Origin of the sequence: Luteibacter sp., from assembly GCF_009912395.1 — a bacterium.
GTDB lineage: Bacteria > Pseudomonadota > Gammaproteobacteria > Xanthomonadales > Rhodanobacteraceae > Luteibacter.
In genome coordinates, this window is record NZ_WNDO01000013.1 from 43,988 (window position 1) to 69,660 (window position 25,673).

At 64.8% G+C, this 25,673-nt stretch carries 21 protein-coding genes; 10 read left to right on the plus strand and 11 right to left on the minus strand.

The window, feature by feature from the left end; genetic code table 11:
* Window positions 1-21: 21 nt before the first annotated feature.
* Window positions 22-6,018 carry an alpha-2-macroglobulin gene (locus tag GAK28_RS12975; RefSeq protein WP_291779625.1) on the minus strand — a complete coding sequence of 1,999 codons (5,997 nt, stop codon included), beginning with the start codon at window positions 6,016-6,018 and terminating at the stop codon, window positions 22-24.
* A gap of 420 nt (window positions 6,019-6,438) precedes the next feature.
* Here GAK28_RS12975 and GAK28_RS12980 point away from each other — a divergent pair, with 420 nt between their 5' ends.
* From GAK28_RS12980 to GAK28_RS13010, 7 genes are all read left to right on the plus strand, one after another.
* Window positions 6,439-7,485 carry an HWE histidine kinase domain-containing protein gene (locus GAK28_RS12980; protein ID WP_291779628.1) on the plus strand — a complete coding sequence of 349 codons (1,047 nt, stop codon included), beginning with the start codon at window positions 6,439-6,441 and terminating at the stop codon, window positions 7,483-7,485.
* A 106-nt stretch (window positions 7,486-7,591) separates the two neighbouring features.
* Entirely contained in the window at window positions 7,592-8,023 is a 432-nt protein-coding gene (locus tag GAK28_RS12985; RefSeq protein ID WP_291779631.1) for a YciI family protein, read from the plus strand.
* Window positions 8,024-8,049: 26 nt separating this feature from the next.
* Window positions 8,050-8,520 (plus strand): VOC family protein, encoded by a 471-nt coding sequence (locus GAK28_RS12990; protein WP_291779634.1) that lies wholly within the window; start codon window positions 8,050-8,052, stop codon window positions 8,518-8,520.
* Between the two features lie 3 nt (window positions 8,521-8,523).
* Window positions 8,524-9,294, plus strand: coding sequence for a YciI family protein (locus GAK28_RS12995; RefSeq protein WP_291779636.1), 771 nt, complete (start codon window positions 8,524-8,526; stop codon window positions 9,292-9,294).
* Between the two features lie 51 nt (window positions 9,295-9,345).
* Complete coding sequence (locus GAK28_RS13000) at window positions 9,346-10,611, plus strand: RNA polymerase sigma factor (protein ID WP_291779640.1); 1,266 nt, start codon at window positions 9,346-9,348, stop codon at window positions 10,609-10,611.
* A 52-nt stretch (window positions 10,612-10,663) separates the two neighbouring features.
* Complete coding sequence (locus GAK28_RS13005) at window positions 10,664-10,933, plus strand: YlcI/YnfO family protein (RefSeq protein WP_291779642.1); 270 nt, start codon at window positions 10,664-10,666, stop codon at window positions 10,931-10,933.
* Window positions 10,930-11,229 (plus strand): type II toxin-antitoxin system RelE/ParE family toxin, encoded by a 300-nt coding sequence (locus GAK28_RS13010; RefSeq protein WP_291779645.1) that lies wholly within the window; start codon window positions 10,930-10,932, stop codon window positions 11,227-11,229. The genes GAK28_RS13005 and GAK28_RS13010 overlap by 4 nt, the downstream gene beginning before the upstream one ends.
* Before the next feature lie 83 nt (window positions 11,230-11,312).
* On the opposite strand, the gene GAK28_RS13015 is transcribed toward GAK28_RS13010, so the two are convergent.
* The 6 genes from GAK28_RS13015 to modA all read right to left on the minus strand — a co-directional run bounded on the left by GAK28_RS13015 (window position 11,313) and on the right by modA (window position 16,007).
* A complete protein-coding gene (locus GAK28_RS13015) occupies window positions 11,313-11,576 on the minus strand; it encodes a T6SS immunity protein Tdi1 domain-containing protein (protein WP_291779648.1) in 264 nt (87 codons plus the stop codon).
* Window positions 11,577-11,731: 155 nt separating this feature from the next.
* Window positions 11,732-12,907: a serine hydrolase gene (locus GAK28_RS13020; protein ID WP_291779651.1), complete on the minus strand. Its 1,176-nt coding sequence runs from the start codon at window positions 12,905-12,907 to the stop codon at window positions 11,732-11,734.
* On the minus strand, window positions 12,904-13,848 hold the full coding sequence (locus GAK28_RS13025; RefSeq protein ID WP_291779654.1) for a YbhN family protein: 945 nt from the start codon (window positions 13,846-13,848) through the stop codon (window positions 12,904-12,906). The genes GAK28_RS13020 and GAK28_RS13025 overlap by 4 nt, the downstream gene beginning before the upstream one ends.
* A gap of 62 nt (window positions 13,849-13,910) precedes the next feature.
* Window positions 13,911-14,570, minus strand: coding sequence for an ATP-binding cassette domain-containing protein (locus GAK28_RS13030; protein ID WP_291779657.1), 660 nt, complete (start codon window positions 14,568-14,570; stop codon window positions 13,911-13,913).
* Window positions 14,567-15,241, minus strand: coding sequence for a molybdate ABC transporter permease subunit (gene modB / locus GAK28_RS13035; protein ID WP_291779659.1), 675 nt, complete (start codon window positions 15,239-15,241; stop codon window positions 14,567-14,569). Before modB ends, GAK28_RS13030 begins: the two co-directional genes overlap by 4 nt.
* 7 nt (window positions 15,242-15,248) lie before the next feature.
* Window positions 15,249-16,007 carry a molybdate ABC transporter substrate-binding protein gene (modA, locus tag GAK28_RS13040; protein ID WP_291779662.1) on the minus strand — a complete coding sequence of 253 codons (759 nt, stop codon included), beginning with the start codon at window positions 16,005-16,007 and terminating at the stop codon, window positions 15,249-15,251.
* Between the two features lie 290 nt (window positions 16,008-16,297).
* Here modA and GAK28_RS13045 point away from each other — a divergent pair, with 290 nt between their 5' ends.
* The 3 genes from GAK28_RS13045 to GAK28_RS13055 all read left to right on the plus strand — a co-directional run bounded on the left by GAK28_RS13045 (window position 16,298) and on the right by GAK28_RS13055 (window position 19,665).
* Complete coding sequence (locus GAK28_RS13045) at window positions 16,298-16,759, plus strand: hypothetical protein (RefSeq protein WP_291779665.1); 462 nt, start codon at window positions 16,298-16,300, stop codon at window positions 16,757-16,759.
* Between the two features lie 213 nt (window positions 16,760-16,972).
* A complete protein-coding gene (locus tag GAK28_RS13050) occupies window positions 16,973-17,326 on the plus strand; it encodes a DUF2946 family protein (protein ID WP_291779668.1) in 354 nt (117 codons plus the stop codon).
* A gap of 41 nt (window positions 17,327-17,367) precedes the next feature.
* Window positions 17,368-19,665 carry a TonB-dependent receptor gene (locus tag GAK28_RS13055; RefSeq protein WP_291779671.1) on the plus strand — a complete coding sequence of 766 codons (2,298 nt, stop codon included), beginning with the start codon at window positions 17,368-17,370 and terminating at the stop codon, window positions 19,663-19,665.
* Here the strand turns inward: GAK28_RS13055 and lanKC are convergent.
* The 4 genes from lanKC to GAK28_RS13075 form a co-directional block, all read right to left on the minus strand.
* Window positions 19,662-22,382: a class III lanthionine synthetase LanKC gene (gene lanKC, locus GAK28_RS13060; protein ID WP_291779673.1), complete on the minus strand. Its 2,721-nt coding sequence runs from the start codon at window positions 22,380-22,382 to the stop codon at window positions 19,662-19,664. The genes GAK28_RS13055 and lanKC overlap by 4 nt on opposite strands.
* Before the next feature lie 168 nt (window positions 22,383-22,550).
* A complete protein-coding gene (locus tag GAK28_RS13065; RefSeq protein WP_291779675.1) occupies window positions 22,551-22,676 on the minus strand; it encodes a hypothetical protein in 126 nt (41 codons plus the stop codon).
* A 216-nt stretch (window positions 22,677-22,892) separates the two neighbouring features.
* Window positions 22,893-24,257, minus strand: coding sequence for an ATP-binding protein (locus tag GAK28_RS13070; RefSeq protein WP_291779678.1), 1,365 nt, complete (start codon window positions 24,255-24,257; stop codon window positions 22,893-22,895).
* A 9-nt stretch (window positions 24,258-24,266) separates the two neighbouring features.
* Window positions 24,267-25,643, minus strand: a complete 1,377-nt coding sequence (locus GAK28_RS13075; RefSeq protein ID WP_291779681.1) for a sigma-54 dependent transcriptional regulator — start codon at window positions 25,641-25,643, stop codon at window positions 24,267-24,269.
* Window positions 25,644-25,673: the final 30 nt, after the last annotated feature.

The following is a 25,673-nucleotide window of genomic DNA, read 5'->3' on the forward strand; positions in this document are numbered from 1 at the left end:
CGCAAGCGCGCTCCTACAGGGTTACGGCTTTCTTTCCACCGTGATCGTGCCGCCGCCCGGGGCCGTGGCCTGGGCGCTCGTGTCGTACAGCGACTGGGCCAGCGCCGGCGGAATGATGAACTTGCCGGCGTTGGTGGCCTTGATGCGGTACACGAACTCCGCGACGTCCGTCGTGGCGACGCCGTAGACCACGACGCGATCCTCGCGTACGTCCGCATAGTCAAGCGACCAGGTGGACGCCGAGGTGCCGATCGGGGAACGCCACGCAGGCGTTTCGTCGGCTTCGCCTTCGCCCTCTGCTTCCGACCCGTCACCCTGATCCGTCGTGACGTCGCTATCGGTCGACGACACCGCTTCGTCGCTCGATGGCGCGTCGGCCGGCGGTTCGGTGTTGAGTACCGGCTCGAAGCCGCCTGGCAGGAGATCGACGATGGCCACGTCGGAGACTTCGTCATTGCGGGTAGAGCGAATGCGCAGGTGCACGTCGATCTCGTCACCCACCGACACCGTGTCCACCGCCTTGCCCTTCGTATCGGTGTACGAGCGGGTGACCTCGATGCCGTCCTTGCGCGTCTGCGTCGACGGTTTGCGATCGAAGCCGGCCTGGGCCACGCCGTTCCAGGCGGAGGCGTCGGCGTCGTTGACCAAGCGCAACCGCTGCGCGCCGGCCTTCCAGTGCGCGTCCACCAGCGAGCCCTTCGGTGCGCCGATCGGCGTGACAGTGCCATCGGCCGCGACCGAGCCGATGCTGAGCTTGCTCACGTCGTCCGGTGCCTGCGCCGCCCATGCATCGAGCGCCAGGATGATCATGCCCGAGGACAAGGTGTTGTAGTGCCCCTTGCCCAGTGGACGGACCAGGTTGTCCACCGTATCGGCCGGAAGACCACGGGCCTGCTCGGGGAAGTGCTTGGCGAGCAGGTACAGCACGGTCGCATCGCGGATCGCCGGGTCGTAGTACGAGGCATACGAATACGCTTCGTCGGTGCCCTTGCGCGCAAGCAGCTTGCGCGGACCCGCGATCAGGTCCGCGGCAAGGCGATCCTGGTGCAGCAGTTGGTAGGACGCCGCCAGCCATGCGGTCGCGAGGTCGTTCTTCCATTCCTTCGGATGCATGTCCTGGAGGCGACGCTGTACCGAGGCCAGATCGTTGGTAGTGACATTGCCCTGGCGGGTCAGCAGGTAGATCGCGTAGGCGCGCTGGCGCATCGCTTGCAGCGAGTCGTCGCTGTCGTCGGCGGCGATCTGCTTGAGCGCATTGTCGGCCGAGGTCAGCATGTCGCGCGGAATGGCGACGCCGCGATCCGAGGCTTCGATCAGGTAATGCACCGCGTAGTCGGTCACGAAGACGTTCGTATCCGGCGTAGCCGTCCACAGGCCGAAACCGCCCTGCCCGTTCTGGCGCGCATGCAGCACGTCGAACAGCGCGGCGACCGGATCGGCAGGCGCCTTGTCGCCGTCGAACATCTGCGCCGGCTTCACGTCGCCGAACTCGGGACGCTTGCCGAGGATCAGTGCCGGCATCGCCGCGCTCACGACCTGCTCCGTGCAGTAGTGCGGGAAGTCGACCAGGTAGGCCGCCAGCCCACGCGCCAGCACGACCGGCACGGTGGAGAACGACACGTCGCGACGTGCGTATTCGTCGTGCATGTCGCGCAGCGCCGTGACATCGCCACGGGCATGCGCGTCGACACGACCGAAGGCCAGGTCGGTGCGCATGGGCGAGGCCGGACGGACCGAGAGGTCCACACTCTGTTTCGCCGACTTGCCGTTGGCGCCCGCGGTGAAGCTGAGGTTGCCGGAGCCGAGCTTGTCGGTGGCACGCACGCGGAAGATCGCCACACCCTCGCGCATCTCGCCAAGGGTCAGGGTCTTGGAGGCGTCGCCGACCACCTGGAGCTGCGGACCGGTCTTCAGCGTGACCGCCACCGGCACGTCCTTGCCGCCCAGCCCGGTGAGGTTGTTCGCGACGCCGACGCTGATTTCGGCTTCATCGCCCGGCGCCAGGGTGGTGGGCACGTTGGGCGAGAGCACAAAGTCGCCACGCACCGTGGTGGCGCCTTCGAAGGTACCGATCGTGTCGGGCGACACGCTCACCGCCATCACACGCAGCTTGCCGTTGAAGTAGTCCGGCACCTTGTAGGTAAGGTCGCGCGAACCATCCACGTCGACGATGCCCGACCAGTAGGCCACGGGCTTGTCGCGCTTACGGCGGAACGGGTTGAGCTGGCGACCGATAGCGCCATCCGCGTCGCCGCCGGGAGCGGCCATCGCCATCAGCTTCTGGAAGTCCGGAATGATGAGGTCGAGGATCTGCGACGTGGAGACTTCCAGCATGCGCTTGCGGAAGAAATACTGCAGCGGATCGCCCAACTTGTAGCGGGCGACCTGAAGAATACCTTCGTCCACCGCGAACACGACGGCGCGCGTGGGCACCGGCGAGGTCACGTGGAAGGTCACCGTGTCGCCCGGCTTGACCAGCGTCGGCGACTCCACCGCGATGGCGTTGCGCCGCGCGTCCATGTTCACCGAGAACGGCACCACGCCGAACGACAGCGGGCTCATGAATATCTCGTCCGAGGACGGATCACGCACGTACTGCACGTTGATGTAGCCGTTGCCCTCGAAATCGGCGGGCACGGTGATGTGCTGGACGGTGCTGGTGGTATCCGCATGGAACCAGGCGTGCGCGTAGACCTTGTCGCGCTCGATGGTGATCAGGCCACTACCCGGATAGGGGGCGCGGATCGCGATGTCCACTGCCTCGCCCTGCGCGTAGTCCTTCTTCGACAGGTTTAGCTGCAGCTCCGCGTTGCGCTCCAGCGAGCGCGACACGTTGCCGTCACCCGCGACGGACCAGGCTACGCGATTCACTTCCTTGCCGTCGGCGTTCTTCACCACCAGGGCGAAGTTGCCCGGCTTGTCGGTGGGCAGCGTGACATCCAGGCCTGCGGCCGGGATCGTCAGCGCCGTTTCGGACACGACCGATTCGCGGGCCTTGGACTCGTACTTGAAGACGCCCGAGTCCTGCTTGGTCAGCACGGAGACGTAGCGCGTCTCGACGATGGCCTGCTTGAGACCCGACAGGTCGATGCGCTTGGCCGTCGGATCGATGGCGACGAGATTCACCGTGCGCTTCGCGTCACGGCTCACGTAGTCAAGGTTGTCCACCGACTTGTAGCCCACCAGCCAGTCGTTCGACGAGACCATGCCCTGCGTCGCAGCGGCTACGCTGCGGCCGCCCTCGGCCTCGTAGGCCTTCGCCAGGAAATAGAGCTGGTAGGTGGCGTCGGCGTAGCGCGACAGGTCGAGCGTGAACTCGGCGTGGCCCTTGTCGTCGGTCTTCACGTCGGCGAGTTTTTCCTCGAAACCTTCCTTCGCGCGACGGATGTCGTAGAAGTGGTAGTCGCGATAGCTCGGGAACGACGGGTAGGCGGGACGCAGCACGAGCGAGCCTTCCACGCGACGGTCAGCGGCCGGCGTGCCGAACAGGTTCTGCACGTCCACCAGCGCCTTGAGCTTGTCGGGCTTGGTCCAGCCCTCGGCCACGGCTGTGGAGAGCTTCGCCGAGACCTTCATGCGGTCGGGCTGGAACTCCTTGACCTGCACCGAAGTGCTGCCGATCTGCGAGTACGGCTTGCCGTCCTTCGCGATGTACAGGTTGACCGTCCAGTTGCCGGTGGGCGAGGTCTCGGCCGTGGTGTAGTCCAGTTCGGCGAAGCCGGCCTGGTCCATCGACACGGGCTGCTGGCGCACCGTGGTGCCACGGGGATCGACCACTTCGGCGATCAGCGGCATGCCCGCGACGCTACGCGACCAGCTGTTGGCGCGGACGATCATGCCGATGTGGAACAGATCGCCCGGGCGGTAGATGCCGCGATCGGAGAACAGATAACCGGAAAGCTGGCCCTGGCTATGCGCGTTGGGTTCGCCACCGATGTCGAAGCGTGAGAAGTCCAACGTGCGGTCGTAGGAGGTCACAGGCAGGAAGGAGAGATCCTCGCCCTGGCGCACCACGAACATCTCCGCGGTCTTGTCGTGCGCGAAGCCACCGAGGTTGCTGAAGTGCGCGCGACCGTCGGCACCCGTGGTCTGGGTGAACAACGTGCTGCCGTTCTTCGCGATCACGGACACCGTGGCACCACCCACCGGCGACCCCGAACGGATGGACTGCACGAAGACATCCTGGCTGCCGTCCTGCGAGCGCTTGGCGATCACGCCCAAATCAGTGACGACCACAAGGCGTTCGTCGCGCGGCCAATCGTAGTGGGTGCCTGCATCATCGCTGGCTTCCACGGCCGCGGCCGCGGCGTCCGGATCGGAACCCGCCTGGCGCGCAGCTTCCTCGCGAGCAGCCTTGCGACGGGCGTCGAGCTGGTCCTGCGCTTCTTTCTGGTCGTAGCCAGACAGCTTGATAAGGAACACGCCGCGCTTGCCGGCGGCCAGATACTGGCCGAGATCCACGCCTTCGTAATGGGCCTTGCCCGGGCCGTCGTCCGGGAAGTTCACCTTCTTCACGAAGCGATCGACGATGCTGTCCGGGCTCAGGCCATACATCTGCGGCTTGGCGTAGCTGCCGGAATTGAGGGTGACCAAGTGCTGGAGCTGGTCGGGCAGCACGCGACCGACCTCCACGCGCATGCCGGGCATGTTGCGCGACACCACGGAGATGCGGTGGTCGCCCGACAGCGATAGAAGCGCGCCATCGGCCATGAAACGAAGCAGGCGTGGGTAGTCCGGGACGGTGAGAAGCTCCACGCGCGGCTTGGCCATCACATAGCCGCCGAACGAGGTCATGCCCTTCTCGACGCGCACGTAGATGCGCTGCCCGGGCTGCGCGTGATAACGGAAGCTCTGCGCCTGCGACCAGTCGTTCTCGGTCGGCACCACCTCGGGCTTGAGCGGGGTGAACTGGCGCAGATCGGCCTCGCCGATGCTGCTCGCGGACACCTGGGCCGATTCCGGCACGATCCAGGCACGCAGGTGCTTGCCCAGTTCGGCGTCGCTGACCTCGCCGCTGAAATTCATCACCACGACCTGCTCGGGCTCGTAGCGCTCGTTGTCGACCAGGGTGGCCGACATCTCGTCAAGCTTGAGGCTGTAAAGGCCGGGCACACGGACCGAGGTCTCGAGCGCATTTTCGGTGCCGCCACCACCACGACTGCTGGTCACGCCATCGTCGAGCTTCAGGCCGACCGAACCGTCATCGCGCGGCAGCTGCAAGGGCTGGGAATGAATGAAGGCGTTGAGACGGCGCTCGTCGTAGGTGACGCTGAACTTCAGCGTGTCGCCACGCTTGGCATCGCGCTCGCGCAGGTCGAGCGCGATGCGCTTCTCGAACTGGGCGGCGTCCACCGGATAGTTGAAGCCGACCTGGATGATCGTCTTCTTGCGGGTGGGGTCCTGCGGGTCCTGATAGAACTCGCCATTGACCACACGGGCCGTGAAGGGCTCGGTGTTGAAGCTCAGATGATCATCGGCCAACAGCACATGCGGCGCGAACACCTTGGCCTTGTCGAAGCGCACGTCGACCTTGCGGCCCACCGGCCAGTCACCGGCCGGAACGAACTTCAGCGTGCGATCGTTCTCCCAGCTCCATTGGCCGGGCAGCTTCGGGTCCATCGCGATGCCGTCGGTCACCGGCTTGCCCAGCGACTCCAGCTTCGCGGCCGACGCGGAGAAAACGACGGTGAAGGGATGGATCGTGACCGGGGTACGTGAATAATCGGAAATGTCGGGCGCGGGAGCCTCGAAGGTGATCCGGTTGGGCTCCACCGGACGCGGGCGATTCTCCCACCAGTGCCAGCCGAACCAGCCGGCCGCGGCCAGGGCCAGCACGCCGGCGAGGGTCCCCACGAACTTCAGGGGATGGCGACGGGCGACCTGCCCGGTCGCGGGCACCCAGGCGGGCGCGGACCAGGCCATGTTGCCGAAGATCGGCCGCAACAGGCGACCCAGCAGGCCGAAGAGGCCGCGCACGAGGCGCACGGGCAGCAGGAGGATGAAGCGCAGAAGATCCATGTTCCCTTGATCCTTGAGTCGAATGACGACCGATACCGTGACGGCGGATACGACGACATCGCCTCCACGCGAGTGGCGACGCCAGCAGGACCGTTATCCCCATGCACAGCCTGCGCGCGACGGATGTCGCGCGGGCGACGGGATTCTGACACAGCGCCGCCATTCTTCGGAATTTTTTGTGGCGACCACCTCGCCATGGAAGGATTCTGAAAATTTCTACGGGCGGCCCTCGTCGTGAGCGGCTTCACGTCATGCCATGGTGATATGTCCGACGCCCGCGCATTGCGCTATCGTCGTCCCGTCCGCCACTGTCTCTCCTCGGCGGACGACGCGCGCGCGGGGGGCGGGCGCGCGTTATCACGGACAGGTCGCGCAGGGGGGGGAACGTGACATGTGGCGCGGCTAGCGACGGTGACCACGATGAGCGAGTACCGAGACACTCCCTTCGAGCGTGCGCTGGCGATCGGCGACGCCGCGTTCCACGATCTGGCCGATTTCGCGCCAGTCATGATCTGGCGTTCCGGCACGGACGCGCTCTGTGACTGGTTCAACAAGCCCTGGCTCGACTTCACGGGCAAACGGATGGAAGAGGAAGTCGGCGAAGGCTGGGCGCAGGGGGTCCATCCCGACGACTACGACCGCTGCCTGGCGACCTATCTCGGGGCCTTCCAGGCCCGCGAACCCTTTTCGATGGAGTACCGGCTGCGCCGCCACGATGGGGAGTACATCTGGCTGCTCGACAACGGCGCACCCTACTACCGTGATGATCACTTCGCGGGCTACTGGGGAAGCTGCGTCGACGTCTCCGCGCATCGCGATGCCCAGCAAGCGCAGCGCATCCTCATCAACGAATTGAACCACCGGGTGAAGAACACCCTGGCGGTCGTCCAGGCCATCGCGGCGCAAAGCTTTCGCGACGACCGGTCCCTCGCCGAATCCCGACAGACCTTCGAACAGCGCCTGCTCGCCCTGGCCGGAGCACACGACCTACTCATTGCCCGCTCCTGGGAAGAGGTGGCCCTGCGCGCTGTCGTGGACGCCACCATCGCCCCGCACGATCCGGGCGGCAACCGGATCCGCGCCGACGGGCCAGCCCTCATGCTCCGACCCGAGACCTCGGTGTCGGTCGCCATGGCCCTTCACGAGCTGCTGACCAACGCTGGCAAGTACGGCGCCCTGTCGACGGCCAAGGGCACGGTCCGCATCGACTGGACCTACCGCCAGACCAGCGGCGGCATGCTGCGCATCGACTGGAAGGAAAGCGGCGGCCCGCCCGTGCACCTGCCCAGCCAGCGGGGCTTCGGCACCCGTTTCATCGAACGGGTGCTCGCCGACCAGGCCCGGGGCATGGCCCAGGTCCGCTTCGAGCCCGATGGCGTGCGCTGTATCTTCGAGGCGCCTGCCCGTGCGGGGTCACGGCTCGCCAGCCGGCTGGAGACGGCACCCGCCTCCGTCGAAGGCGGCTGAGAAAAAAAGGAAAAATTTTTTTCCCGTCGTGTCGATTCGGACCAGACCCAATCGACGTACTTCATGAAGGGCGGGAATACTTCCGCCCACCCCACGGAGAAACGTCATGCGATTCATGGTCATCGTCCGCGCCACGAAAGCCTCCGAAAGCGGTGAAATGCCCAGCGAGCAGTTGCTCACGGCCATGGGCAATTACAACGAGGAGCTGGTGAAGGCCGGCGTCCTGCTGGCCATGGACGGCCTGCACCCGAGCAGCAAGGGCGCCCGGGTGCGCTTCACCGGCGACCGCCGCGAGGTCATCGATGGCCCCTTCGCCGAAACGCGCGAGCTGATCGCCGGCTTCTGGCTGATCCAGGTGAGCTTGCTCGACGAGGCGATCGAGTGGGTGAAGCGCTGCCCCACCCCCTTCGACGGCCCGGGCAGCTCGGAGATCGAGATCCGTCGCGTCTTTGAAAACGAGGACTTCGGTGCCGAGTTCACCCCCGAAGCCCGCGAGCAGGAAGATCGCCTGCGCGCCGAAATCGCCGGCCGCCAGTGACCCCCATCCGCCACGAGGACATCGCCATGTACATCCAGCCCTACCTGTTCTTCAACGGCACCTGCGAGGAAGCCGTCACGTTCTACGCGAAGGCGCTCGGCGGCAAGGTCGTCATGCTCAGCCGCTTCAAGGACGCGCCCACGCCGCCGCCGTCCAGCGACCCCGATGGCGGCCCGCAGGCCACGCCAGAACAGATCAAGGAAAACGACAACCGGGTCATGCACGCCCGCGTCGAGGTCCACGGCCAGGTCATCATGGCCTCGGACTGCCCCTCCCACTTCACGTACGAAGGCATCCACGGTTGTTCCATCGCCCTCGGCTTCGACGACGTGGCGACGGGCGAAAAGGCGTTCAACCAGCTCGCCGAAGGTGGCCAGGTCGGCATGCCGTTCGGCGAGACGTTCTGGTCCGAACGCTTCGGCATGGTGGTGGATCGCTTCGGCGTATCCTGGATGGTCAACGCCGGCAAGCCGAAAGCGGTGCCGGAAGGGGGCTGACTCATGCGATTCCTGATCGTCCGCAAGGCGGACCCTGATAGCGAGGCCGGGGTGCGGCCGCATCGCGAGCTGCTCGAAGCGATGGCCGACTACGTCGACACGCTGGCCGCCGACGGCCGCTTCCTCGCCGGCGAAGGCCTGCGGCCCAGCCGCGAAGATATCCGCGTGCACTTCGGTCCCGGCCGCAAGGCCGTCACCGTCGACGGTCCCTTCGCCGAGGCGAAGGAGCTGGTCGCGGGCTTCAGCATCATCGATGTCGAGTCGATGGACGATGCCGTGACCTGGGTAAAGGACTGGCCCGAGGAAGACGCCCACGGCCACGCCGAGGTCGAGATCCGGCCCATTGGCTGCCCCGGCGGGCTCGGTGGCTTCGGCGACCCTGCCGAGGGCGAATCGGAAACGCCTCGCTACATGGTCATGCTCAAGGCCAACCCGCGCAGCGAGACCGACTGGAACCCGGGCCCGGAAATCCTCGGCCGCATGATGGAAGCCAACCGCCAGGGTGCGGACGCCGGCTTCCTCATCGCCGGCCAGGGGCTGTCGTCGAGCCGGCACGCGAAGCGGGTGCGCTTCGGCAAGGGCCAGCCCACCGTGTTCGACGGCCCCTTCGCCGAGATCAAGGAAATGGTGGCCGGTTTCTGGGTACTTCGCGTGCGCTCGCTCGACGAGGTCATCGCCTGGGCCGAGACCTATCCGTTCCCGGATGGCGACGAGGCCCGCCTGGAGATCCGCGAGCTGTACCGCATGAGGGATTTGATTCCCGTCGCGGGATGATGCCGCGGCGCGGCTTGCCTCGCATGGCGACGGGTGGTGTCATCCGTCGCCATGACGACGCCCGCCGCCCACCGCGCCATCGATGCGATCTGGAAGATCGAATCGCCACGCATCATCGCCTCCATCGTCCGTCTCGTCCGTGACGTGGGGCTCGCGGAGGAGCTGGCACAAGACGCCCTGGTCGCCGCGCTGGAACAATGGCCGAGCGAGGGTGTGCCGAAGAACCCCGGGGCATGGCTCACGCAGACCGCGCGACACCGCGCCGTGGATCGAATCCGTCGCGAACGCATGGCCGGCCGCAAACTGGAAGCACTGGGCCAGGACATGGAGGGCCTGCTCGAATCCGCCGACGACGCCCTGATCGACGCGCTCGACGACGACATCGGCGACGACATGCTTCGTCTGATCTTCACCGCATGCCACCCCGTGCTGTCGGAAGAAGCGCGTGTCGCGCTCACGCTGCGCCTGATCGGCGGCCTGTCCACCGACGAGATCGCACGCGCCTTCCTGGTCGCCGAAGCCACCATCGCGCAACGCATCGTCCGCGCCAAACGCAGCCTGGCCGATCCGCAGGTGGTGTACGAAGTACCGCGCGGCGATGACTTGATGGAACGTCTCGCGGCCGTGCTGCGCGTGATCTATCTCATTTTCAACGAAGGCTACGCCGCCACGGCCGGCAACGACTGGATGCGCCCGTCACTGTGCGAGGACGCCCTTCGATTGGGTCGCATGCTGGCCCAGCTGATGCCGCAGGAAGCTGAGGTGCATGGCCTGATCGCCCTCATGGAGATCCAGGCCTCGCGCACGGCAGCGCGCCTGGATCGCGATGGACAGCCCGTCCTGCTGCTCGATCAGGATCGACGGCGATGGGACCGCCTGCTCATCGGGCGCGGACTCGCCGCGCTGGAGCGCGCCGCGCGCCTGGGCGGACACACGGGCTCCTACACGCTGCAGGCCGCCATCGCCGCCTGCCATGCGCGCGCGATCCGTGGCGAGGACACCGACTGGAAACGTATCGCCGAACTCTACGGCGAGCTGGTGGAGGTGACACCGTCCCCTGTCGTCGAACTCAACCGCGCCGTCGCGGTGTCGATGGCGGAGGGGCCGGCCGCCGGACTGGCGATCCTCCAGACCCTGCTCGACGAGCCTCTCTTGCGTGACTACCACCTACTACCCAGCGTGCAGGGCGACCTGCTCTACCGCCTGGGGCGTTTGGGCGACGCGCGCGAGGCCTTTCTCCGCGCCGCCGCGATGACCCGCAACGAACGTGAGAAAACCTTGCTCACTCACCGCGCCGACGCATGCCTGATCGCCTGACGCGCCGGGCCGTGATAATCTGCATCGCAATTGCAATGCACGAGTACCGCGCATGAAGACCACCACCATTCCCTCGATCCGGGTCGAGCCCGCCTTCCGCGAGCAGGCCGAGGACGTGCTCGATGCGGGCGAAACGCTTTCGTCATTCGTGGAAACCGCGCTGGCCGAGGCGATCGACCGACGCAGGATGCAGCGGGAGTTCATCGCCCGTGGGCTCGCTGCACGTGAAGATGCGGCGCGGACCGGCGTCTACCACGCCGCCGCCGACGTACATAAGGAAATCGCCGAACGCCTCGGCAAGACGACCAAGGGAAAACGATGACATACGAGGTTCGCTATACGGAAACCGCGCGAACCGACCTGCTCCGCTTCATCGACTTCCTCTCCGAACACGATCCCCATGCAGCAGCGCGCGCGCTCGATACGATTGAGCGCGCGACCTCGCTGCTTGAACACTTCCCTTTCACCTGTCGCAAAGCGCAAGCAGGCAACCCGTTCCTGCGCGAACTGGTCGTATCATTCGGAGCATCAGGCTACGTGGCGCTCTTCGAGATCGCCGCCGACCACGTCACCCTCCTCGCCCTTCGCCATCAGCGCGAGGACGACTGGTTCGGCTAGTGCGTAACGTCGATGTTGACCTTCGTGCCGTCAGGCACGTCCTGCAATTGCTGCAGGATGGATCCGGTCAGTTCGAAGTGTTCCTACATCGACACGGGATTGAGGTTTTCCACCGAGTACTCGCCTTCGACGAAGATCGGCAGCGTCACGTAGGTGTAGCACTCGCCTTCGGCGCAGGGCTTGCCGGCGTCGATCAACGCTTCGATGAGCGGCGGCAGTAGCCATTCGTCGGCGACTTCCTCGCGCAGCAGCGTGTTGAAGGCCTCGACGTCATCGGCCACGCGCTCCACTTCGGCCGTGCCGGTATTGAGCCAGAACACGCCGCCTTCGTCCGACTCGTAGAACATGTCGCCCAGGGCGGTGAACAGGAGCGGAGTGAAAGCGTCGCCGATGCGCCAGCGTCAGGATTCGGCGAGCGCGTCGATGGCGGCCTTGTCCGGCGTGCAGGTGAGGTCGTTCCAGGAAAGGGACATACGAAGGGAGGGATACATGCGGGGAGTCGCTAGTTTACTCCCATCCCGGCGGATGGCGGAGCATCGACCGCACGCAGCACCGCCTTGACGAACGCGGCCCGTGCCCTGGCCTGGGCGTCGTCGGTGGCCACTGGCCACGCGGCGAGCTGCACGATGACCAGGTGGCGCCTCGGATCGACGTGGAGCAGCTGGCCGAAGATGCCGATTCCCGCGAAGGAACCGTCGTCCCAGGTCCACCACTGGTAGCCGTAGCCACGCCCCGGCACGCCGATGTCCGCGTGCTTGCGCGTGGCGTCGGCGATCCAGCCGTCCGCCAGCACCGGCTTGCCGGCGGCGACACCGCCGTCGAGCAGGAACTGACCCAGCCGCGCGTAATCGGCGAGCGTGGCGGATACGCCGGAACCACCGGCCTCCGTGCCGTCCACCTCATCCTTCAGCCAGATCGCATCCGCGGCCATGCCGTAGGGTTTCCAGATTTTCTCCGAAAGGTACGACGCCAGCGTCCTGCCGGTGGCGCGCTCGACGAGGATGCCGATGAGATCCGTCTCGCCCGTCTTGTAGACCCAGTGCTCGCCCGGCGGGAATTCGCGCGGGAGACGGGCCATGTAGGTGACCAGCAAGGGCTCGCCCTTTCTGCGCTCGCCTTCGTACATGCGAGCGACATCCGACGCCGGATCGACGTAGTCTTCGTTCCAGCGCACGCCGGAGGTCATCGTAAGCAGTTGGCGCACCGTGACGTCGCGATACGCGCCCGCCGCCAATTCCGGGATGTAGCGGACGACCTTGTCGTCGAGGCTGTGGATCGCTCCATCGCGCAGCGCGGCACCCACCAGCGTCGAGGTGAACGACTTGGCGACGGAGAACGAGGTCCAGCGCGTGGTTCGCGTCGCACCGAGGCCGTAGCGTTCAAGGCGAACCCTGCCGTCCTGCACCACCATGATGCCGGCGACATGGTGGTCGTGCATGTAGCTATCGAGGGTTGTGCCGTCGTCGAAGCGCGGCAGCAGCGGCGTACCGACAGGCAAGGCATGCGGCATGCCATGGCGCACTGTGTTGCTCGCGTAATGCGTTTCCATCGAACGGAACGCCGATTCCCGCTGCGGCTCGTTCCAGAACAGGACATCGGTACGACGCGCGTGCGGCGTGGCGCAGGCGCCGAGCACCAGCAGGCCGAGCAAGGCCATGCAACGCAGCGAACGAATCATGCGCGGGACACCACGCGACGCCGCAGCTCGAAGATACCCATCGCGATCGAGGACAGCAGGGCCGGCCCCAGGCCATAGATGACCCGATAGGCCAGCAGGGCGGCGAGCACCTGTGCGCGTTGCTCCTGTGGGTACGCCGCGAGCGTCAATGCCTCAAACGCACCGATGCCACCGGGCGTATTGCTGAGGATGCCCGCGATGATCGCGCCGACATAGACCGGTGCGAACTCGAGGAATTCGCCGGCGATCTCCGGAGGCATGAGGAAATACATTGCCAGCGTCGCGCCGGTCATCTCGATAACGCCGAGCACGATCTGCGCGGAAGCGGAGCGGACGGACGGCACCGGCGTGGAGAATTTCCAGATCCGCAGTTCGTCGTGCTTGCCTGCCAGCCAACGCAGCAACAGCGCGAAAAGCACGAGTAACACCACTCCCGGCGCGCGCCCCCAGCCATTGGCGATATCCGGCTCCACGAGCAGCGCGATGCAGATCACCGCGGCGAAACCCATCGAGACGGAAAAGCCGACCAGGCCCACGATGCGTGCCACGTCGGGCGCACGCACGCCCTGCGTCGACAGCACGCGGTAACGCAGGGCGGTGCCGGTGATCGCGTGGAAGCCCAGGGCATTGCAGATGGCATGCGTGGTGTAGCCGGAGAATATCCGCGTCTTCAAGGGCACCTTTCCGGGCACGACGGTCTGCACGGCGAACACTTCATAGGCCGCGAGGCAACTCCAGCTCACCAGCGTCGCCACGATGGAACCGACCACATGCCAGCGGGGAATGCGATCGATCGCGGCACGCACGTCGTGCCAGGCCATCCGGGCGATATAGCGATGCAACAGGAACACGGCGGCGCCTACGATCGCCAGGGTGACGACGTACTTGGTCACGCGGCTCGCCAGCTGCCTGCCGGTGGGCTTGTCGTCCGTTGGGGTCACCGCGTCACTCGTGGGGCGTTCGTCAGGGCGGCATGATCCCGCGTGGACGCGTCGATCTCAAGTCACGGCGCCGCACGGCCGTCCCGGATCTCGATGGTATGGCCATCGAGCGCCGCCACGTCGGCCGGGTCATGCGTGATCATGAGCAACTGGAGATCGAGGCGTGCCTGCAGGTCGCGCAGCTCGTCGCGCATGCGTCCGCGCAGGGCGGGATCGAGCGCGGAGAATGGCTCGTCCAGCAGGACGATGCGGGGGCCCGGCGCCAGGGCCCGGGCCAGGGCCGTCCGCTGGCGCTGGCCGCCAGACAGTTGTGCCGGATGGTGGTCCGCCACGGCGCCCAGCTCGAACAGGTCGAGCCAGCGTCGCACGCGGGGGTCCGGCTGGCGGCGGCGTGGGTTTGACCATCCCCGTGTCAGTCCGAAGCCGATGTTCTGCGCCACGGTGAGGTGCGGAAACAAGGCGTAGTCCTGAAACACGTAGCCCACGCCGCGATCGCGCGCGGCCACGTTGATCCGGGCATCGAACAGGGTGCGCCCATCGATGCGGACATGGCCGGCGGCCGGCGTCACCAGGCCCGCGATGGCGCGAAGCGTGAGGCTCTTGCCCGCACCGGAAGGGCCGTACAGCACCACCCGGCGGTGCGACGATGCAAACGCGACATCGAGTTCGAAACGGCGATCGCTTCCGCCCAGCGTCATGCGGATCGCGATATCCACGCTCACGCGGCGGCCCTCGGCGGATGCTTCGGCGCTAGCCAGCCGGCCAGCAACAGGGCCACCACGCAGGTCACCGAGGTGACGCCCACCATGATCGCCGCACCGCCGTCGTCTCCCGCCTGCACCGCCGCATAGATTGCTACTGAAAGTGTCTGTGTACGTCCAGGGAGATTGCCCGCGATCATCAGCGTGGCTCCGAACTCGCCCATCGCCCGCGCGAAGGCCAGCAGTGCGCCCGCCACGATGCCGCGCGCCGCGAGCGGCAGCGATACGCGAAAGAAGATCGCCAACTCGTCCATGCCGAGCACGCGGGCCGCGTTCTCCATCTGCGGGTTCACAGCTTCGAAGGCCGTGCGCGCGGCTTTCAGCACCAGTGGGAAGGCGACCAGGGCCGAGGCGATGACCGCACCCTGCCAGGTGAACACCAGGTCGATACCGATTCGGTCGAGCCACGCGCCTAGCGCACCGCGTCGGCCGAACAACACCAGCAGGTAGTAACCGAGCACCGTCGGCGGCAACACCAGGGGTAGCGTCAGCACCGAATCGACCAGCTCACGCGCCGGAGAGCGCCAGCGCGAGAGCCACCAGGCCACCGTCACCCCCAGGACGAGATCGATCGCCGTGGCCCATCCGGCCACCTTCAGCGACAACGCCAGCGGAACCCAGATACCGTCCACGCGCCGCTCAGGGCGAGCCGAAGCCGTAGCGGGCGAGAATGCTTCGCCCGGCCGGCGACAGCACGAAGTCACGGAAGGCCATCGCATCGGCCGGCTGTTTCGTGTCCTTCACCAGTGCGATCGGATAACGGATGGGCGTCGGCGTGGGCACGGTCGCCACGACACGGACCGTGTCCTTGGCGACCACGGCATCGGTAGCGAAGACGAAACCGGCGTCCACCTCGCCACGCGCGACGTAGTCGAGACTCTGACGTACGTTCTGCGCCAATACACCCTTTGCCGATACGGCGCCCCAGAGTTTCTCGGACTCAAGCGCCGCCTTGGTATAGCGCCCCACTGGCACCGAGGCAGGATCGCCATACGCCACGCGCTTCACCCCTGGCGCCGCCAGATCCGCCGGCACCGTGATCGTCGTCTTGCCGTCGTGCGGCACGATCAGCACAAGGGCATTCGTCGCGAAGTCCCGCCGCGACGCCACGTCAACCACCTGCACGGCCACCGCCTTATCCATCGCCGCCTCGTCCGCGGAGGCGAACACATCGACCGGCGCCCCCTGCTCGATCTGCCGCAGCAGCACATCCGACGCCGCGAAGTTGAAGACCACGTGGCTACTGGGATGCGCCTTCTCGTAGGCCACGCCTACGGCGCGAAATCCGTCCGTGAGACTCGCCGCGGCCGACACCACGAGGTCGGTGGCGGATACCACGCCCGAAGCGGTGCAGAGCATCAGGGCGCACAGGCGCAAAAGGGAGGGCGTCGGAGTCATGGCGGGACTATAGCCATGAAGTTGGGCGACGACGAAGAGGAATACGAGGGCGACGCCTACAGCCGACCTGGGCCATAGTCGACATGATTGCCAATAATGAAGTGTCAAAATTTGACTCAATCTTCTCCATGGCCGATGAAAATGCAAGAATCTACCCACTCAAAAGCCCTTCGCAGATTCTTGCCGTATATGGACGATAATCACGTTTGGATTGCCATTAAGGTTAAACCCCTTGATCGTTCAGGGCGTGACAGGACAGCGACCTTTTAGCTCCGCAGGAAGCCAATACATTGAACACATTGCAGTACATCGCCACGGCGATCGCCGCCCTGGGCATGCTTTGCGCGAGGGCCGAGGCCCGATCGGATATCAAAGAAGTCGCCTTCCAGCGTGCCGATGGCGTCGCATGCCGCGTCACGCTTTCCATCGATGAACTCACGGGTCCGCCAACCATCTGGGGTGCCGAAGGCGCACGACCGGCCACGCTGGCGTCGAGCTTGCGTGCCAAGTGCAAGGACGGAACGGTGAGCGTTCCGCGCGAAGCCTTCCTGGACCTAGGCAACCCCCTGCGCCTGGCGGTGGAACTGGCCGGCCAGGGATACGACATCGTGATCGGCGGTGCGCAGGGGCCACTGGCCTACGTGGCCCGGCTGCATGTGGAAGGGCATGCCGTGGTGGAACGCGATGTCGCTTCGACGGCCTCGATTCCCGCGATGACCGAGCATGTCAGTTATCGCGAGAACGAATCCTGACAACGGCCGCACATCCTCGGCTTTTGTAGGAGCGCGCTTGCGCGCGATCCTGCGGCAGCGGCAACCTGGCCCGCTACGCGAGATCGCGCGCAAGCGCGCTCCTACAAGGGCTGGTTACGCGACACCGTGTCGCAGTACGCCACCTCGGGTTCATGCCATCATCCTTAGACCCTGGTCCAGGGTTATCTCAGGGGCACCGACGTGCGTCGTGGCGTGACAGGCAAATGTGTGTGGCGGTGGATGGCGCTGGTCGCCGTCTGGCTCACCGTGCTTGCGCCAACGGTCTCCCGCACGGCCGCGTTCGAGTTTCCCGATCTCGGCGCCTGGTGCGAGCCGGTCGGGCACCACCACGACGATGCCCCTGCGCACCATGACGATGGCGACGCGGCGTGCGGCTACTGCACGCTGTTCTCCGGGACACCGAGCCTCGGCGGCGGAACGTTCGCCACCGGCGTGGCTTACCTCGCCCCATCCGTCGTGGCCGCTGGACCCGTGCCGTCTCGCGCGATCACCGCCACATCCCTCCTTATCCATGCCCGGGGTCCACCTGTCGTCGCTACCGCCTGATCGCTTCCGATCCGCCGTACGACCACTTTCCGGACCCTGACATGACCATCCCAGCCCACGATGGCCGCACGCTTGCGCGCGCCCTCGCCTGCGCCCTTGGCGCGACCGTGTTTTCCGCGCATGCCGCCGACGTACCCGATGTGCCGCAACACGCGACCAACCTTCGCGAGGTGAAGGTCTCCGCCGCACGGCAGGCCAGCGCGGTCGACCCTGATATGCCTTCGGCCGTGGAAACGATCACCGCGGACAAGCTCGATCGACTCAATGTCGTGAATGCGGAAGACGCGCTCAAGTACCTTCCCGCCTTCGGGATCCGCAAGCGTTTCGTCGGCGACGAGAACTCGACTTTTTCCGTACGTGGAACCAGCAACCAGCAGAGTGCACGCGGCCTGGTGTATCTCGATGGCCTGCTGCTCTCCAACCTGCTCGGCAACACCTGGGGTACACCGCCTCGCTGGTCGATGGCGTTTCCGGAAAATCTCGCCCGCGTGGAGGTGATCTATGGCGCGTACTCTGCGCTGTACCCGGGCAACGCCATCGGCGCCACCGTGCTCATGACCACCCGCATGCCCGACAAGCTCGAGGCTACCGGCGAAGTGCAGGCGTTCACGCAGCATGTGGACAGCTATGGCCTGAACCGCGACTACGGTGGTAGCCGGCAGAGCGCGAGCTTCGGCGACCGCGTGGGGCGCTTCGCCTTCCTCGTGGGCGTATCGCACCTGCAATCGAATGGCCAACCCCTGGTGTACGCCACGCAAAACCAATCGACCCGCCCAGGCACGTTGAACCCGGTGACCGGCGCCATCGGCGATACCGGGGCCAATGGCCTGCCCCGCCAGGTGATCGGCATCAACAGCGAAGGCCAGGAGGCGACGAGCCAGGACGAGGCACACCTGCGCCTGACCTATGACATCACGCCCGAGCTGACGGGCGGCGTCACGGCCGGTTACTGGAAACAGGATCTCTCGCACCGCACCGATACCTTCCTGCGCGATGCCTCGGGGCAACCGGTCTGGTCGGGTCCGGTGAGCATTGGCGGTCGCACCTACACCTTGCCCGCGAACTTCTTCGCGCCCAGCACTCGACAGAGCCGAAACTATCTCTATGGCATCTCATTGGGCACGCATCGCGACACGGGCTGGAACGTAGAAGGCAACGCCTCCTACTTCGACATGGATCGCAATCGCGACCGCGTGGCATCCGCCTTTACCGACAATGGCCCAGGCCTGCTGACCGCCGGCGACGGCAGTCGCTGGCGAACCTTCGACCTGCGCGCCAGCCATACCCCGGATACACAGGGACCCAACACGCACACCGTCAGCTTCGGCTATCACTTCGATGGCTATCGCCTGCGTAACGAGAACTACGCGCTCGACCAGTGGCGCGACGGTGGCGCAGGCGCGTTCACAGGCGGTAACGGCGGCAGTACGCAGACCCAGGCGGTCTATCTACAGGATGCCTGGCAGCTGGACGAACGCTGGAAACTCACCACCGGCGCACGCTACGAGCAGTGGCGCGCCTTCGGAGGCTCACGCTCCACCGCCGCGGCGACCACGGGTTACCCGGAACGAAAGGAATCGCATACCTCGCCCAAGGCGTCGCTCAGCTACGCGGCCAGCGATTCGCTCACACTGCGCCTCTCCGGCGCGCGCGCCTATCGCTTCCCGACGGTGAGCGAACTGTTCCAGGGCACGTTCAATGGTATTTCACTGGTCAACAACGACCCGAACCTCAAGCCGGAAAACGATCTGTCGCGGGAGTTGTCCGCTGAGTGGTATCGCATCAACGGCGTGGCGCGCTTCACCCTGTTCCGCAGCGATACCCGCAACGCGCTCTTCAGTCAGACGGACACAACGGTATTTCCCAATATCACCAACGTGCAGAACGTCTCGTTGGTGCGCACACGCGGTGCGGAAGCCAGTTACGACGGCGTGGGCGTGCTTTGGCCTTGGCTCGACCTGACGGCGAATGCGACCTATACCCAGGCAACGACCGTGCGCAATCCGCGCAACCCTGCCTCGGTGGGCAAGCAGTTCTATCGCATTCCACGCTGGCGTGCGAACCTGGTGGCCACCTGGCATGCGAGCGAGCGTATCGCGCTGACCTTGGCGGGTCGCTATTCGGGGCGGCAATACAACACGCTCGACCATAGCGACGTGAACCCCGACACGTTCGGCGGTGCCAGCGACTTCCTCACCTTCGACGGCAAGCTGACCTGGAAAGCCAATGAGCATGTCGACCTCGGCGTCGGTGTCGACAACCTCACCAACCGCCGTTACTACGTTTACTACCCCTACCCGTCACGAACATGGCTGGTCGAAGCAAAGTTTCACCTTTAAGCGGACACCGCCTTTTGTGCATCCGCCATGGATGGCAGGTGCTCGTCGAGCATGAAGGACGCAAAACCACCCCGCCTCAGCCGATGGAAAAACATGGCGACGCCCGCGCTGCCGGTCGCAAGGTCGCAACTCAAGCGAAGTAACCGGCTCCCTGGAATGGCCAGTCCATCGGGCCGCCGGATCAGGAACGGCTCGATCCCGGTAGCCACCTTGCGTGCCTCGCGCAGATAGATGTCCGCGCGATCGGGAAGAAACGTGGCCAGGTCGAGCAGGGTCTCGCCAATGCCCGCCAAGCCCTCAAACAGACTCGGATGCATGGCATAGGGACGAAATAGGTCCGCTTCGCCGGTAAGCACCATGTCCTGGTAGCGCCGATCGCCCGTGACCGCGTACATGCGAGCCGCCACCGCGACGACACCCGCCGTTCCCTGCGCCAGATAGGGAGAGGGAATGCCGTACTCCAGCGATGACGGCCAACTGGGGTCCCCGTCGGGGTTCGGGCGCCGTTGGGCGAAGTCGAACTCCAGGGCGGACTGAGCCGCTTCGATGAACGCCCGCTCGCCGGTCGCCACATGAAGATGCATGAGGAAAAGGGCGATGCCGGAGGCCCCCTGCGCCAGACCGACCGGCTGTCGCCCATTCATTGACCAGTGCATACCCTGCTCGTGACGACCAGCCGCACGCAACAGCGCTTCACCCACGTCCTTTGCGTCCGTCAGGAAACCGGTGTTCGATGTCGCATGCCACGCCTTGATGCATCCAAGGCCCCACCCCGCCATACCCTGATACAAACCAGGCTCCACCCAGGCGGCTGGAGTCATCCCGGACAGATTGCGCATCAACGTCCCGGCCCTGTCATCCTCCCCCATATCGAACAGGACCCACGCGATACCGGTATCGCCCGTCATGAAACTGGCCCCTCGACCACCCGCCTTGACCGTACCCTCGAGAAGATACCGCCGGGTCTCGGGATGGACCTTGCCGGTGATCGTGCGGTAGGCATGCGCTATACCCGCCGCACCATGGGCGATACCCCAGGGATGGGTTTCGAATACACCGACATCCGCTGGCACAAAGCGATCGGGCCTGGACTGCGAGGCCCGTGCATCGATAAATCGCACCAGTTCAGCGACCGGCTCACAGACAGTGGGATGTTCTACCACGCGATGGGGAACCGGGAGAGTCCCTTCGTCCATCGTTGCCACCACCTCGCGCAAGCGAGCCATGACCCACTGCGGCCGGGGCCGGCTCGCTGGATCGCAGCAGGTCAACTGCTCCACCAGATCGATCAGGATGGGGGGATAGCCCATGCTGCGTACCATCGACGCGACGAAACGCGAGGCTGCCCCGCGGTCCAGGGTAAGCATGGTGTTGACCGGCATCACGGCTGCGAACAGATTGGCGCCGAATGCGTAGTAGTCCTCCTCGATCGCCAATGACAATTCTGATCGGTCCGGGCAGAGCGACGTGAATCCGGGTGTCCGCAAATCGATCGGCGCATCCATGCCGTGTTCGATAGCCGCCTCCAGGTCGATGAAGCGGACACGGCCATCGGCATCGACGATGCAGTTGTCTGACGACAGGTCGCCAATGGAAATATTTTCGGCATGCACGCGTTCCATCGCGTCGGCAAGATGGGTGAAGACCTTGCAGATGTCCTTGAGATAGGACGTCACGTCGCCACGGGTCGCCCTGCACTTCACCCATGGATATCGCCGGCCCAACCAAGCTCGAAGCGTATTGCCTTCTAGGTACTCCTCCACGAGGAAGGTGTGCTCCCAATCCCGGAAGTGAGCGAAGGGCCGAGGCGTGACATCGAGCTCGGACAGGCGCTGGAGCAATCGAAACTCCTTGCGCAAGGTAGCCGTGGCCCCGACACCTTCGCCCACGTTCGGCCGAGCCTCCTTGACGACGACGCGTCGGCCATCGTGGAGATCGTCGGCAAGGTACACACCGCCCGCCGCGGAAAACGCCAGCGCCTTGTGAACCCTGAACCGCCCACCGCCGATGACGACATTCGACGTGGAGCCACCCGCCGGCTCGTTGCCGAAGGGATCTTTCAGCCAGTTGGGTAGCCAATACAGGGGCTGACGCGTATCCACGAGCTTGCTTCCATCCGGTGCGGTGATCAGCCACTCGCGCCGCCCATCGGTACGAATCCGAGAGTCGGACACGATGCCGCCATACCGGTAATGCAGTACGCTGGAATCAAGATAGCGTCGGTCGGTCAGGATGCACGGACCCTCATATCCGGACAGGGAGGAATGCAGGTCCTCCATGACGCTGCGGAATTCGTGGATATCACGCGGGTAAATCGTGATGAACTTGCCGGAGGACGACCGCGAGCAACGCTTTCCATTGATAGCACGAAGGAAAGGAAGATCCGCGGCGAACTTGAACGCGACGCCGCGCTCCACCAGAAGCGCGATGACGATGGAGAGCACGATGCGCGCCGTATCCTCCACCGAGGAGACGTGGATTTTCCAGCCCTGGGCGGGAAGGACGAGCGTCGCCGGCCGACAATGCATCCAGATATCGGAACGTACCAGCTTCCAGTCACGAAATCTCAGCGGATGTCCCGCACGACTGCATCGACGATCGAGAATGCTCTTCGCTAGATCGACGAAATCCTCATCCTGGATGAGCCGCTGGCTGGGAGAATCGAAGTAGAGCTTATCGACGCCGAGAAAGGGCGTGAAATCGACGCGAGGTTCCATGGATACCCATTCCTATACAAAGTACCGGCATGCAAGGGGCCGGACCCCCTTGCATGCCGCTTCCCTTATAAGGTCTTGCGTGACCTTTACGGTCCTACCTGACGGAATCCCTTGACCCCGCAGGTCGTCCCGACCCGTTTGTCATGCCTGGCGTTACATAGTCGGCGATTAGCCGAAGCAACCAAGGCTGTACGTACTGGTATCGGTAACGGCCCACCATGCCGTCATGCCTTCTTCTTCGAACATCTGAAGCAACGGCACTACGTTTGCGCTGTCCTTGTCATGGTCATTCATGTCCTTATCCTCCGTGTCGGTATGGTCCCGTATTGCACCACCTGGGAAGTCCGGGGGGTGCGGGGTGAATCTACGTAGCAGCGACGTGACGGAGCAATACGGCGCACATGCATTTCAATGAAAAGAAGGCCAGTACGACCGACTTTCGGCGTCGCCTGGCCGAATTCGGTCATGTCGGGCGTCCGCGCGCGGACAGATCCGTTCGCTAGCGGACGCTCAGGTGGGGATGCCAAAGGGAAGTCGCACCACCGCCAGGGCGCCTGGCCCCGCGTCCCGCGATCTCAGCTCGACCGAGCCACCGTGGGCTTCGACGATGAGCCGGCTCAGGCTCAAGCCAATCCCCGCCCCGTCCGGTTTCGTCGTGAAGAACGGCACAAACAGGCAGTCGCTGGCCGGCAGCCCTACGCCTTCGTCCTCGATGGTCACGACGACATGCTCGATTTCGATACGCCAGTCGAGCCAGACCCGGCCTTCCGAATCCCGCGCAAGGGCCGACTCCACCGCGTTACGCAAGAGGTTGACGAAAGCCTGCCCCAACTGGTCTTCGTCGCCATCGACCACGGCGGACCGCTGCCCGACCATTTCAACAACCAGACGAGACTCCAGCCGGACCAATCGTGCCAGCGATTCGTCGAGACGAAAACGCGTGCGCTGCAACGGTGGCAGGCGCGCGAGTCGACCGTAACCGGCGAGGAACCGGGCCAGACCCGCGGCACGGCGCTCAATGGCATCCAGACCATCCTTTACCGTCTGTCGCGCCGTCTCGGGGGACTCCTTGTCCAGCAAAACAGCCAGGCTCCCTGCAAGTGAACCGATCGGTGTCAGCGAGTTGTTTAGCTCGTAGCTCAACACGCGGATCAGCCGCTGCCAGGCGCGCCGCTCCTCTTCGCTCAGCGCAGCGCTCATGTCGTGCAGCATCACCAGGACATGCTCGCGTCCCGCGCTGTACCAGACGGCCCGTCTCACGACCCAACGCCCCCTCCCCGAGGGAAAATGATGATCCAGGATGCTGTCGTCACGGGCAGCCAATGCCGGACCGAGACCGAGCTGGTCGGCGGCGCGGCCCACGACCGCCGTACGCTCGGCGTGCAAGAGTCGCCGCGCGGCGGGATTGATAAGCCGCAGGACCCCGGTATCGTCCACCACGAAGACCGCACTGTTAAGCGCAACCAACGTCTTTCCCAGGAAACGCGAGGCCTCGGTGCGTTTTCTCCGGCCATCCCTCAACTCGTCGGAGAGGGCGTTGATATCGGCGATCAACGCCTGTAGCGGATCGCGGCGCCATTGGACGTGACCACGCAGACCGTAATCGCCTTCGCGCAGCGAGGCCAGCAAATCGAACGCCGTGCCCACGGATGCGAGCAGACGTCGCCCGAGGAAGCGCCCTACGAGACCGCTTCCCAGGGCACCTGCGAGCAAAAGCATGAGCCGAGCCGATAGCGGCAGATCGTTCCGGCATACCAATACCACGGCCACGAGCGCCAGCGGTAAGGTGTACCAGAAAGCCCAGACCATGGCTCGACGACGAAGCAAACGCGGATGGGCGACAGATGCAGAGGGTACTTCCGACGGGGTCGTCATAAGCACCTCTTACTCGACGTGCTCGAAGTGGCCCTTCGATTTCATCTTCTCGATGCGCCGGTACAGTGCCTGGCGGGAAATACCCAAGGCATCGGCGGCGCGCTGAAGGTTATGGTCATTTCGTTCCAGGGCGTTGCGTATCAACATTTCCTCGGCCTCCGGAAGCGTAAGGCGGTCCAGGAGCAGAGGCGAGTCGTCCTGGTTCGAGCACAACGCCAGTCCAGACGCATCGATTTCGTCATGGCTCGCCAGCAGTACCGCGCGCTCGATGGAGTGCTCCAGCTCGCGAACGTTTCCCGGCCAGTGATAGCCACGCATCAGACGCTCCGCTGAAGGGGTGAAGATCATGGCGCACCGGCCCAATCGCCGGCATTCGCGTAAAAGGAAGTGCCGCGCCAGCGGTACGACATCTTCCACGCGCTCGCGCAAGGGAGGCAATTTGATTTGCATTGCATTGAGTCGATAAAGCAGGTCGCGCCGAAAACGATTCGAACGAATCGCCGCTTCGAGATCGGCGTTAGTGGTGGAGATGACCCGGACATCCACGCGGCGCGTACGTGCCGCCCCCTCCCGCTCCAGCTCACCCTCCTCCAGCACACGGAGCAACTTCACCTGGTGAAAGAACGGAATGTTCACCACTTCCTCAAGAATCAGTGAACCGCCATGTGCAAGCTCGAAGCGCCCCGGTTTCGGCGTGGGCTTGTCTTCGCCAAACATGTCTTCGACGAAACGGGCCTCGGACAGGCTGCCCATGTCGACGCGTATGACCGTTTCCTCGCTACGCGGCGAAAGCGCATGAATCTCTCGTGCGAAAAGCGATTTTCCCGTGCCATTCTCCCCCAGAAGCAACACATTGGAATGCGTTGACACCACTTTCGATATCAGGTCGACCACACGACGCATGGACGAGGATTCACAGACACGCACCACATCGGATCCCTGCCTGGCCAGCAAGGCTTCGCCGCGAAGGCGACGATTTTCCTCGCGCATTTGGCCGAGCGCTATCTGACTGCGCACCGAATGCAGCATTCGCATGTTGTTCCATGGTTTTTCTATGAAGTCCGCGGCCCCCAGCTGCATCGCCTTGACGGCTATCTCGACGCTACCCCATGCCGTCATCACCAGTAGCGGAAGATCGGGATATTCCTCGCGAAGACGGGCGACGAGCGCCAGTCCATCATGACCCGATGTGGTGTCTGCGCCGTAATTCAGATCCAGCACCGCACAGGAGAACACCTTTGTCGAAACGGCAACCATGGCGGCTGCAGGCGATTCCACCTGGACCGACGCGATGTTTTCCGTGCGCAACAGCATGTTCAAGGCCAACCGCACATCGGGGTGGTCATCGACCACCAAGACGGGCAGGCGTTCGTAAGAATCATGCATGGCGATACTCCCGTCTCGTCGTACTCATAT